At 54.4% G+C, this 12,703-nt stretch carries 6 protein-coding genes; all 6 read left to right on the top strand.

Annotation, left to right across the window (positions count from 1 at the left end; translation table 11 throughout):
* The first annotated feature begins 31 nt into the window (after positions 1-31).
* The 6 genes from EJ361_RS24975 to EJ361_RS24950 all read left to right on the top strand — a co-directional run bounded on the left by EJ361_RS24975 (position 32) and on the right by EJ361_RS24950 (position 12,453).
* A complete protein-coding gene (locus EJ361_RS24975; RefSeq protein WP_126249309.1) occupies positions 32-2,137 on the top strand; it encodes an endonuclease MutS2 in 2,106 nt (701 codons plus the stop codon).
* Positions 2,138-2,213: 76 nt separating this feature from the next.
* Positions 2,214-3,101, top strand: coding sequence for a helix-turn-helix domain-containing protein (locus EJ361_RS24970; RefSeq protein ID WP_126249308.1), 888 nt, complete (start codon positions 2,214-2,216; stop codon positions 3,099-3,101).
* A gap of 456 nt (positions 3,102-3,557) precedes the next feature.
* Complete coding sequence (locus EJ361_RS24965; protein WP_240646736.1) at positions 3,558-4,739, top strand: efflux RND transporter periplasmic adaptor subunit; 1,182 nt, start codon at positions 3,558-3,560, stop codon at positions 4,737-4,739.
* Positions 4,740-4,816: 77 nt separating this feature from the next.
* Positions 4,817-7,984, top strand: coding sequence for an efflux RND transporter permease subunit (locus tag EJ361_RS24960; protein ID WP_126249307.1), 3,168 nt, complete (start codon positions 4,817-4,819; stop codon positions 7,982-7,984).
* A gap of 17 nt (positions 7,985-8,001) precedes the next feature.
* Positions 8,002-9,408 (top strand): efflux transporter outer membrane subunit, encoded by a 1,407-nt coding sequence (locus tag EJ361_RS24955; RefSeq protein ID WP_126249306.1) that lies wholly within the window; start codon positions 8,002-8,004, stop codon positions 9,406-9,408.
* 603 nt (positions 9,409-10,011) lie between these two features.
* On the top strand, positions 10,012-12,453 hold the full coding sequence (locus tag EJ361_RS24950) for a carboxylesterase family protein (RefSeq protein ID WP_126249305.1): 2,442 nt from the start codon (positions 10,012-10,014) through the stop codon (positions 12,451-12,453).
* The last annotated feature ends 250 nt before the right edge of the window (positions 12,454-12,703 follow it).

The following is a 12,703-nucleotide window of genomic DNA, read 5'->3' as shown; positions in this document are numbered from 1 at the left end:
GCCGGCAGCCAGTATTAAAATTGACAAAAAAGTGAAATTATTTCCGGATTCGGCGCTTTTACAGCTCGAATTTGACAAGGTGAAAAATTTGCTGCAGGAGCATTGCAAGACGGAATTGGGCAAAACGATGGCCGCCGAGCTGCGCCTGCATACGCATATCGATTTCGTGAGAACTGCCTTGCAGCAGGCGCATGAATATAAGCAGCTGGTGCTTTTGCAGCAGCATTTCCCGAACGATTACGTCCTCAACCTGAAAAAGGAGCTCCGCCTCCTCGAAATCCAGGGGGCCGTGCTCACCGGGGAGCAATTTATGCTCATCCGCAAGCTGACCGAAAGCATGGGCAGCATATTCCGGTTCTTCGACTCCGACAGGCGGGTAACCTATTCCGCCCTGTACGGCGTCATCGAACGGACGCATTACGAAAAGAAGATCGTGGCGATGATCGACGAGGTGCTCGACGAAACGGGGCTGGTGATGGACAATGCCTCGCCCGACCTCGCCAAAATCCGCATGAACCTCTACCGGAAACGGACGGAGCTGCGGCGGGTTTTCGAGCGCATATTGTCGAAACTCCAGAAGCAGGGGTACCTGGCAGACATCGAGGAAAGCTTCCTCAACGGGCGCCGGGTAGTGGCTATTTTCGCGGAACAGAAGCGCATGGTGAAGGGGATACTTCACGGCGAGTCAGACACCCGGAAAACGGCGTTCCTCGAACCGGAGGAAACCATCCAGCTCAACAACGAGGTGTTTTCCCTGGAAAGGGACGAGGAAAAAGAGGTGTACCGCATCCTCCGCACCCTTACTTCCGACCTGGCCAAACACCACGACCTGCTGAGCGGCTACCACGACATCCTCGGGATATACGATTTCATCCGCGCAAAATCGCGGCTGGCGCTGGATATCAACGGGAACTATCCCATGCTGGTACCCCACGCCCAGGTACACCTGGTGGAAGCATACCACCCCCTGTTGCTGCTGTACAACCGCAAACAGGGGAAACCCACCATCCCCGTGAACCTCACGCTCGACAAGGATAACCACATCCTGGTGATCAGCGGGCCGAACGCGGGTGGCAAAACCGTAACGCTCAAAACCGTAGGCCTCATCCAGCTCATGCTGCAGGCGGGCCTCCTGGTGCCGGTACACCCCACCAGCCAACTGGGCATCTTCCGGCAGGTCATGATCCATATCGGGGATACGCAAAGCCTGGAATTCGAACTGTCGACCTACAGCTCCCATCTCAAAAACATGAAACACTTCATGGAAAACGCGAACGGGAGAACGCTCTTCTTCATCGACGAGCTCGGTTCCGGTTCCGATCCCAACCTGGGCGGGGCTTTCGCCGAAGTGATCATGGAAGAACTGGCCCGGAAACATGCCTTCGGCATCGTTACCACCCACTACCTCAACCTCAAGGTCATGGCCGGAAAGGTAAAAGGGATCGTGAACGCGGCCATGGGCTTCGACGAGGAAAACCTCGCGCCGCTCTACCGCCTCATCGTCGGGAAGCCGGGCAGCTCCTACACGTTCTCCATCGCCCAGCGCATCGGCCTCGAGCCATCGCTCATCAACCGCGCCAGGAAACTGGTGGACGAAGGGCACTTCCGGCTCGACAAGCTCCTCAATAAAGCGGAGCAAGACATGCAGAAGGTGGAAAGCAAGGAGAAAGACCTCCATAAACTGCTGAAAGAAAACGAGAAACTCAAGAAAGAATACGAAGTGCTGTCGGACAAGGAACGAAAACAGCATGAATATACCCTCCAGAAGCTCCAGAACAAGATCCGTGAAGAGGAAATACAGTATCTGAAAGACATGGAGCGAAAGCTCAAACAGATCGTGATCGAGTGGAAGCGGACCGACGACAAGAATAAAGTGATCCGCCAGGCGGAAGAGCTGCTCTTCCATAAACGCGCCAAAGCGGCCAACGAGAAGATACAGCAGAAGATAGACAACAAGTTCGAAGAGATAAAAGGAGATGTAAAGGTGGGCGACCGGGTGAAGATCCGGACCAACAACCAGGTGGGCAAAGTGCTCGAATTACGCGCCAAAGCCGCCGTGGTACAGGTCGGGAATATACCGATACAGGTCAAACTGTCTGACCTTGTACTGGTGCAGGAACGCCAGAAGGTGGAATAGCCTTATCTTTACAGCCGGAAATTATGCTTATTGAAAACCGTCGGCACGGGAATGATGACCTTTAAACACACGACCCATGCAACTGACAAAGTACAACCATATACCCCTGGTGAGCGTGCAGGATTCTCCGCTGGCGGAAGAAGGATCGCAGTTCATGATCCACCTGGCCAACTTAAAGGAGATCGACTGGGAAGGGATCGCATCCCCGCACCGGCACGATGGATATACCATTGATATCCTACTCAAGGGGAGCGTCACGCAATACATTGATTTCGAAAAACATACGATACAGGCGCCCGCGCTGATCATGCTGGAACCGGACCAGATCCACCAGCACGACAGGAGCGCGGACGCGGAAGTACTGGCCATGTACTTCACCCGGGATTTCCTCATCACGGAAACGCTCGGCGTGCTCAGTTGCTGGCAGTGCATATTCAAGGACAGCATCCTTCACCTGGAAGATCACCAGTTGCAGGAGCTGTTGTCGTTTGCGAGGATACTGCTGCACGAGTACCGGGGAGACAAGCCCCGCAAGGAACCCATCATCCGGAACGTACTTTCGGCATTCATCATCGCCTGCGGCCGTATCGCGCGGCCAGACAGGGTGGAGTACCGGACGGAACATTACGGCGGCAACTCGCTGGGCGTGCAGTTCAAGATCCTGGTAGACGAACATTTCAGGGATAAGGTGCAGGTGAGCGAATATGCGGAAATGCTGCATGTGACGCCCGGCCATCTTAACGATACGGTAAAAAATACCATCGGCCGGAGTGCCAAACAGGTGATCGACGCCAAGCGGATCATGGAAGCCAAGCGGCTGCTGTTCTGGCAAAAGCACTCCGTGAAACAGATAGCAGGGGAGCTGAACTTCGACGACGACGCCTACTTTTCAAGATTCTTCAAAAAGCACACGGGGCAGACGCCTGCGTTGTTTCAAAAAAGCATCCGCGAAAAGTACAATTAATCCCGTGATTAGGAATGTACAAGCAAATGTGACTTTTTATAGATTTGCAGTGTCAATTGCAACGCATCAATTCTTACGATCATGAAAGTGAAGTAACCTAACTGTAACAGTATCCGATAGCGCATGGACAGCAACTTGCGCTGAAGACCCTGATCGTTACAGCTTTACTGCGGCCCAGGCAGTATGTAGTCTTTCCTTTTTTCACACCATGTTTTGAATAGCCAGGCACGTCCATGCCTGGATGTTCTGTAACGTCTATTGCTTTTTTACATAAAAGAAGCAATGCTTATGCCGCGTGCATAAGGCCGGACGGTATTGAAACAATTAATGGCGAACAAAAAAAATAGCTGAAATACAGCATGCCAAGGCATGGGTCTGTTAACGGTAACATGTTCAACACGGGCCTGCCTTGCCGATTAAACCGGACTCACGTTTAATTCTATAACACTATATCAAATGGAACGATCACTCAAAAAAATGACCACACACAAGCCACTCGGTTACCTGTCAGGCATCCTGATGTTGGCTGTATTATTATATAGCTGCTCATCTCCCCAGGCTGGTCCCCCCCAGGCTGGTCCCCCGCAGTTGCCCGTGATGGTGGTTACATCGGCCCCGGCTACCACTTACCTGGAGTTTCCCGCTTCGCTGGAAGGAAAGGTGAATGTAGACGTGCGCCCGCAGGTATCCGGCTACCTCGAAAAAATATTTGTAGATGAAGGCGCTTATGTAAAAGCAGGGCAGCCATTGTTTAAAATAGATCCGAAGGTATATGCCGAACAATTGAACAGCGCCACTTCTAACCAGCTTGCTGCGCAGGCTAACCTTGAAAAGGTGCAGGTTGAAGTGGACCGCCTGACCCCTCTGGTTGCCAGCAACGTGATCTCTGAGGTACAGCTGAAAACGGCGAAAGCAAACTATGAGGCAGCAAAAGCCGCTTTGGCCCAGGCCAAGGCAGCAGCAGGCAGCGCGCGGATCAATGTAGGCTATACCCTGATCACCGCGCCGGTAAGCGGTTACATCGGAAGGATCCCCTATAAGGTGGGCGCCCTCGTAAGCAACGCCGATGCCCAGCCCCTTACGGTGCTTTCCGAAGTAGGCGAAATGTACGCTTACTTTTCAATGAGCGAAGCGGACTTCATCACATTCAAGAACAACTTCCCCGGCAAAACGCTGGAAGAGAAACTGAAGAACGCACCCCCGGTTGAACTGATACTGGCAGATAACAGCACGTTCACTGAGAAAGGAAAAATAGGAACGATAGACGGGCAGTTCAATAAGACCACCGGCGCCATCACTTTCCGCGCCACTTTCCCCAACCCCGATCGCGTACTGCGTACGGGCAACACGGGCAAAGTAAGGTTTGCACAGGAAGTTCCCGCTGCTATCACCATTCCGCAGGAAGCTACGTTCGAGATTCAGGACAAAGTGCTGGTATACACCGTGGCAGACAGCAACAAAGTGGCCAGCAGGCCCATCAGGATTTTCGGAAAGACAGCCAACTTTTATTTTGTAAGCGACGGGTTAAAAGCAGGCGAGAAGATCGTGCTGTCCGGGACCGGCAATTTAAAGGACGGGGCAGTCATCGCACCGCAGCCGGTATCGGCAGACAGTGTGCTTACTTCAAAAACATTGTAAGTAACAGGCCATACTTTACCTGTAAAGTATGACATGCAAGAATCAAATTTTACTTACGATCTAAAAGTGAATTTATCATGTTAAGAAGATTTATATTAAGGCCGGTGCTTTCAACGGTAGTGTCCATAATCCTGCTATTATTGGGCATTATCTCCTACTTTGCCCTGCCTGTTACGTTGTTTCCCGACATCGCGCCGCCCAGCGTGACCGTGACGGCCGTCTACCCCGGCGCCAACGCCGAAGTAGTGGCCCGTTCCGTGGCCAACCCAATAGAGGAAGCGGTGAACGGGGTGGAGAACATGACCTACATGACCTCCAACTCCAATAACGACGGCAGCATGGTGTTGACCGTCTTTTTCAAACAGGGGACCGATCCTGATATCGCTGCCGTGAACGTGCAGAACAGGGTGTCCAAAGCTACCAGCCAGTTACCCTCAGAAGTGGTGACCGCGGGCATCAGCACGCAAAAGGTGCAGAACGGTTTCATCATGTTCATGGGGTTGTATAGCGAAAACCCCAAGGAATACGATGAAAAGTTCCTGCAAAACTATATCAAGATCAACCTGATCCCCCAAATCCAACGTGTGCCCGGCGTAGCGCAGGCGCAGATCTTCGGCGCCAAGGACTATTCCATGCGTATCTGGTTAAAGCCCGACCGCCTTGCTGCCAATAACCTGGCCCCGCAGGACGTGTTGAATGCGATAAGGGATCAGAACATTGAATCCGCCCCCGGCCGTTTGGGCGAAAGCAGCGGGGAAACCTTTGAGTTCGTATTGAAATACAAAGGCAAGCTGAGCCTGAACGAGGACTACGAGAATATTGTTATCAAGGCCAACAGCGACGGGTCCATGCTTCGCTTGAAAGACGTGGCCCGCATAGAATTCGGATCGCTCAACTACGGTGCGAACAACCTGCTGGATGGCAAGCCTGCCGCAGGTTTTGCGATCATTCAAACCGCCGGCTCCAACGCCAATGAGATATTGGACAACATCGAGCATCTGCTGGTAGATTTCAGGGCTTCTCTCCCCACCGGTGTGAAAACAGAGGTGATGTATAACGCCAAGGACTTCCTGGACGCGTCTATACACCAGGTGCGTGAAACGCTCGTGATCGCATTTGTGCTGGTGTTCCTGGTGGTATACCTCTTCCTGCAGGACTTCCGTTCTACGTTGATCCCCGCTATTGCGGTACCAGTGGCCATTTTAGGCACATTCTTCTTCCTGCAGCTGTTTGGTTTCAGCATCAACCTGCTCACCCTGTTCGCCCTGGTACTGGCAATCGGTATTGTGGTGGACGACGCAATAGTGGTGGTGGAAGCGGTGCACGCCAAGATGGAACAAACGCGCTGGCCGGCGAGGAAAGCCACCCTGAAGTCCATGGACGAAATTTCAGGCGCCGTTATTTCCATTACCCTGGTGATGATGGCGGTATTTATTCCCGTTGGCTTTATGCAGGGCCCCGCAGGTGTATTCTACAGGCAGTTTGCCTTTACGCTGGCCATTGCGATCATGATCTCCGCGATCAACGCATTGACCCTGAGCCCAGCGCTGTGCGCACTGTTCTTAAAACCTGAAGGAGGGGAACATGGCGAGAAGACGGGTTTTGGCAGCCGCTTCTTCAATGCCTTCAACGCCGGTTTCCGTTCTATGACGAACCGGTACGTGAAGAGCCTCAAGTTCCTGATCCACCGCAAGGCGATAGCCATCGGCCTCCTGGCCGTGGTGACCGTCGCCGCCTTTATACTGGCCAGGAAGACGCCTACCGGGTTTATTCCCACGGAAGACCAGAGCTTCGTATTATATGCCCTGAATACGCCTCCGGGCAGCTCCCTGGACAGAACGCACAAGTCTACCCAGAAAATAGACGAGGCGCTTCGTCAGATACCCGCAGTTCGGCATACATGGACGGTGGACGGTTTTAACTTCATCAGCAACGCCGCCGCCTCTCCTTATGCAGCAGGCTTCGTGCGCCTGAAAGACAGGGGCGAAAGAGGCCCTGTAGAGAACATCGACCAGATCACCGGGATGATGTACGGGCCGGCGAGCCAGCTGAAAGACGCGAGCGCCTTCTTCTTTACCTTCCCGACAGTACAGGGTTTCGGTAACGTGAGCGGCTTCGAGTTCATGCTGCAGGACAAACTGGGCCGCCCGCTGGATCAGCTGGGTAATAACGCCTGGGCTTTCATCGGCGCTTTAATGCAAAGAAAAGAGATCGGCGCGGCCTTCACCACCTTCTCCGCCGGAAACCCCCAATACAGGGTGGAAGTGGACAATTTCAAAGCTAAACAGCTGGGCGTATCTATTAACGACCTGATGCAGACCCTGCAGATATATTACGGCAGCAGTTATGTTTCAGATTTCAACCGTTTCGGAAAATACTACCGTGTTGTAGCGCAGGCCGACGTGCCTTACCGTACCGACATCCACTCGCTCGATGGTATTTACGTGAAGAACAGCCAGGGTGAAATGGTGCCGGTGAAATCGATGGTGTCGCTGAAACGTGTATATGGTCCCGAAACGGTAACCCGCAACAACATGTTCAATGCCGTTACCATCAACGGTACACCCAAGCCGGGTTACAGTACGGGCGACGCCATCAGGGCCATTGAAGAGACTGCCAGAGAAGCGCTGCCAAGCGGTTATGGATACGAATGGACCGGTGCCACCCGCGAGGAGATCAAAGCCGGCGACCAGCAGATCTACATCTTCCTGCTCAGTATCATATTCGTATACTTCCTGCTGGCAGCCCAGTACGAAAGCTATGTGTTGCCGCTCGCAGTTATCCTCACCATACCGACCGGTATCCTCGGTGTATTCGCCTTCATCGGATTTGCCGGGCTGGACAATAACATCTATGTACAGATCGGTATGATCATGTTGATAGGCCTGCTTGCGAAAAACGCCATCCTGATCGTGGAATTTGCCGTGCAGCGACGGCGCAACGGGATGGGCCTGCTCGAATCGGCGCTTGCCGGGGCAAGGGCCAGGCTTCGTCCTATCCTGATGACTTCATTCGCCTTTATCGTAGGTTTGATACCCCTGGTGTTTGTGCAGAAAGGTTCCGCAGTGGGTAACCACTCCATTGGTTATAGCGCCATCGGCGGTATGTTGACCGGGGTGATCCTGGGTGTATTTATCATTCCTGTGCTGTATGTGATATTCCAGTTCTTACAGGAAAAAATAACCGGCCGCCCCGGCTTAAGAGTGTATGAAGAAGAGATGGAAATGGAAGAAGCAACCGTATAAGTAAAATCAAGGCAATTATGACGCAATATTCAAAATACTTAATAGCTATACTCACGGCAGCTTCGTTTGCCGCCTGCAAAGTCGGGAAAGACTTTCAGCGGCCCGAAGTGGCCGTACCGGCGCAGTTCGGCAATGCCGCGGCAACAGACAGCACCATTGCCAATGCGCAATGGAGGCAGTTTTTCCCGGATCCGGCATTGCAAAACCTGATCACTGAAGCACTGCGGAGCAATTTCGACCTCCAGCTGGCGCTCAAACGGATCGAAGCCGCCTCTTCCTACGTGAAACAGGCGAAAGCGGCCATGCTGCCATCCATTAACGCCAATGCGGCCGCGAACACATCGTTCCCGTCCAAAAACAGCCTCAACGGGCTCAGCCTCAATAACTTCCTGAAGCAGGACCACATCGAGGATTACACCCTCGGCGTCGGCCTTTCCTGGGAGATCGATGTATGGGGCAAGATCCGCCGGCAGAAGGAAGCCGCGCTGGCGCAGTACCTGCAAACCTTCGAAGCCGCCCGCGCCGTGCAGACCGGCATCGTGGCCCAGGTAGCCAACAGCTACTTCAACCTCCTCATGCTCGACGCGCAGCTCGACATCGCCAGGCGCAATGCCGCCCTCAGCGACACCATCGTGCAAATGATCCGCATGCAGAAAACCGCCGGCGAAGTGACCGAACTGGCCGTTCAGCAAGCCTTAGCGCAACAGCAACAGGCGGAACTGCTCATCCCGCAGCTGGAACAGGCCGCTACCATCCAGGAAAACGCCATCCGCATCCTCATGGGCGAACTGCCCGGCACAGTGAACAGAAGCGCTTCGCTGTATGGTTATAAGGTGTGGGACAGCCTCCAGACCGGCGTTCCCGCCAAAGTGATCGCCAACCGGCCGGACGTGAAAGCCTCCGAAATGGGGCTCAAAGCCGCCAACGCCAACGTAGGCGCCGCGCAGGGGGCCATGTACCCCGCGCTTAGCCTCACGGCCAACGGTGGACTGAACGCCTACGAAATCGGGAAATGGTTCCAGGGGCATTCGCTCTTCGGAACAGTGGCAGGCAACATCGCGCAGCCGATCTTCCAGCAACGCCGGCTGAAAACCCAGCTGGAAATCGCAAAGAACGACCGCGACCAGGCCGCTATCCGGTTCAAACAATCCGTGACCGTTGCGGTTCGGGAAGTGACCGACGCGCTGGTGCAACTGGATAAACTCCAGCAGCAGCAAACCATCGCCGGATCCCGCTTCCAAACCACCCAGCAGGCCGTTATCAACGCCCGCCTGCTGTTCCGCAGCGGCCTGGCCAATTACCTGGAAGTCATCAGCGCACAAGGCAGCAGCCTCCAGGCAGAACTGACCCAGGCAGACATAAAACGCCAACGCCTCACCGCCATGGTAGACCTGTACCGGTCGCTCGGCGGCGGCTACCAATAACGGCGATCCCGCAGGCAGATGATAGTTGTTGAATTCAAATCAACAGACAGGTTGGAAGGAAGTAATGCAACGGCAACTGTCATCTGTCAGTGGTTATCGCTCAGTTGACCATATAGAAGATAGCTGCGGATGGTTGATGACATTTCGGCTCAACAGACAGGTAAAGGAAGTAATGCACATTGCGATTATCAACTATCTGCGGTTATCCAATTTCATGAAACAAACAGATGATAACGAAAAGTTGAAAGTTGAACAAAATAGGTAGTTGCGGACAGTTGAAAGTTGTCTTACTCAAATCAACAGACAGGTTGTAAGGAAGTAATGCACAAGGCAGCTGTCTTCTGTCTGCGATTATCGCTCTTCATGAACATCAGGTTGTACCGGCAGGAGAAATCCTGCCGGTTTTTTTTGCACATTGGGGTCCATTCATCGGTTCAGTATAGTTGAAAGTTTTCCGAATGGGAAAGCCCGATGAACGAAGGCACGGAAATCAGGGTGGTGTTGCCTTCCGTGACCTGACGCCATGTTCCGCCTTTCATCAAATTGAATTCCGCTTTTACCGGGCGATGCGTATATTGTTTTCGAACAATGAAATAGCTCCCGATGACGCGTATCTACAATATACTTTTGCAGGGCGCCTTGCTGCTGGCGCTCGTTCCTGCCCTCGCACAGGACACGTACACCTTCCGCGACGCCCTGTTTGTGGCCAGTCCGCAGCGGTATGGCCGCGAAGCCATTTATACCGACGCCCTCGCATACCGGCTCTACGCCAACGAACTGAAGCCGCCCAAAGACGGTGAAGTTTTCAGCGATACCCTGACCTGGCGCGCCGTTACGGCGGATTCTGCCCGGCGCCTGTTCCGGCGTGGCGGTGGGAGGGGCAGCTTCGGGCGGGGAGGGTATTTTTACCTGACGTACCAATCCGATAAGGCGCAAACGGCGCTGCTGAACATCCGCGGCAACAGCGGCCTGTACATCAACGGCGAACCGCATACCGGCGATCCCTACAATTCGGGATGGCTCTATATTCCGGTGCAATTGAAGAAGGGGTTGAACGAATTGTACGTCCGCGGGACGATGATCACCGCCAGTCTCAGTTTCCCCGGAAAGCCGGTGCAGTTACAGGCGGCAGATGCCACGTTGCCGTCGATCGTTACGGGGCGGGGCGATGCGCAATTGCAAGGTGCGCTGGTGGTGATTAACAGCGCTTCGGCTGAAATGCGGAAACTGCGGCTGAAAGCCGTTATTGGGGGACGGGAAACACTGACCGACGTGCCCGCCGTTCCGAAATACTCCTCGCGAAAAGTGCCGTTTACCTTCGACCCTGCGGGCGTCACCGCTCCCGGGAAAGTGGAATGCACGGTTTCCCTGCTGGAGGGCGACCGGCTGCTCGACGAAGCCAAAGTATCGATAGAAGCCGTTTCCCCGGCGGAAAAATACAGTAATACCTTCATCAGCGCCATCGACGGCAGCTTGCAATATTACGCCGTGGCGCCGCAGGCGGGCGGTTCCCGGAAGGGATCGGCGCTTTTCCTGTCTGTTCATGGCGCGGGCGTGGAAGCGATCGGGCAGGCGAGGGCTTACCAGTCGAAGGATTGGGGAACGCTCGTGGCCGCTACGAACCGCCGGCCGAGGGGTTTCAACTGGGAAGACTGGGGGCGGATGGATGCGCTGGAAGTGCTGGCCCTGGCCCGCCGCTCGTTCGAGCCGGATCCGCAGCGGATCTACCTCACGGGGCATTCGATGGGCGGCCACGGCACCTGGTTCCTCGGGGCTACGTATCCCGCCAACTGGGCCGCCATCGCGCCGAGTGCGGGATATCCCACGTTGAAAGGGTATGGTTCGGCGGATGGACTGGTGCCCGACGGCAGCAACGACCCCATGGAGAAAATGCTGCTCCGCGCCGGCAACCAGAGTGACGTGATCCGGCTGGCGGAGAATTACAAACCGCTGGGTGTATATGTTTTTCATGGAGATGCGGATAGGGTAGTGCCCGTGACGTACGCCCGCCAGATGCGCGAAGTGCTGGCCAAATTCCATCCCGATTTCAGTTACTGCGAATATCCCGGCGGGGAACATTGGTTCGGGGATATCAGCGTAGACTGGCAGCCGATCTTCGATTTCTTCCATTGGCGCCGCCGCCCGGCAGATTCCGCCGTCAACGTCATCGACTTTACTACCGCCAATCCGGGGATTTCCGAAGCGTACCGCTGGGCAACTGTCTACCAGCAAAAGCAGGCGCTGCATTACAGCCGCATCCGCCTGAAGCGCGACCGGGCTGCGGGTATCATCGAAGGGCAAACGGAGAACGTCCGCCTCCTCCGCCTCGACGTTTCCGAATTTACCGGTAAAAAGCTCACCCTGAAGCTGGACGGGTCGGAGCTGCAACACACAGCATCCGCGCAGCCATTATTCCTCCTGCGAACGGAAACCGGCTGGCAGCCTGCGCCCGTGCCGGCCAGGTCGGAAAAGGGTCCCCACCGCTACGGGACGCTCAAAGACGCTTTCAACCACCGCATGCTGTTCGTGTACAGTACCGGCGGCACGGCGGAAGAAAACGAATGGAGCTTCAACAAAGCCCGGTACGACGCCGAAACCTGGTACTACCGCGGCAATGGCGCCATAGACATCATCGCTGATAAAGATTATGACCTGAAAAAATACCCCGGCAGGGGCGTGATCCTCTACGGCAACCAAAGCACCAACAAAGCCTGGAATACCCTGCTGTCGGGCGCGCCGATACAAGTGCAGCGCAACAGGATCACCGCCGGCGGCAAAACCTGGACGGGCCCGGATATGAGTGCCAGCTTCGTTTGGCCTTTGCCGGGATCGGAAAAGGCCTCGGTGGCGGTGATCGGCGGCACCGGTATCATGGGGATGAAGGCGGCGTATGCGAATCAATATTTCGCCGGTGCGAGCGGGTTTCCCGATTACATGATCTATAATACCGGCATGCTGTTATCCGGCGCGAAAGGCGTTAAAATGGCCGGTTTCTTCGACCATGCATGGCGTTTAACGGATGCCGACAGGATTGTTGCGGAATAAATGGAATGCCTGAAAACTAGTCCGGTCAACCGTTTGCGCGGTTGACCGGATTTTTTTTGACGGTGGTTAATGTATCGTAATAAACATTATATCCTCCCCCCAAAAACAAAAATTCCCGATACAGAAAGTATAACTATTTTGCAATCAATTTAATATCAGGGTTATAGACGATAATCAATTAAACAAAAAATCCGATTAATAACAAACTTATTCCCTCCCCGCCGCAGGCACTGCTTCCGGACCCAGTTGA

Source organism: Chitinophaga rhizosphaerae, from assembly GCF_003958645.1.
Taxonomy (GTDB): Bacteria; Bacteroidota; Bacteroidia; order Chitinophagales; family Chitinophagaceae; genus Chitinophaga; species Chitinophaga rhizosphaerae.
The sequence above is the reverse complement of the archived record's forward strand: the minus strand, read 5'-3'. Positions and strand labels throughout refer to the sequence as shown.

What these genes read in the sequence shown, in the direction of transcription:
- EJ361_RS24970 (WP_126249308.1), top strand. Translation starts at nt 2,214, where the DNA reads ATGCAACTGACAAAGTACAACCATATACCCCTGGTGAGCGTGCAGGAT.
- EJ361_RS24965 (WP_240646736.1), top strand. Translation starts at nt 3,558, where the DNA reads ATGGAACGATCACTCAAAAAAATGACCACACACAAGCCACTCGGTTAC.
- EJ361_RS24960 (WP_126249307.1), top strand. Translation starts at nt 4,817, where the DNA reads ATGTTAAGAAGATTTATATTAAGGCCGGTGCTTTCAACGGTAGTGTCC.
- EJ361_RS24955 (WP_126249306.1), top strand. Translation starts at nt 8,002, where the DNA reads ATGACGCAATATTCAAAATACTTAATAGCTATACTCACGGCAGCTTCG.
- EJ361_RS24950 (WP_126249305.1), top strand. Translation starts at nt 10,012, where the DNA reads ATGACGCGTATCTACAATATACTTTTGCAGGGCGCCTTGCTGCTGGCG.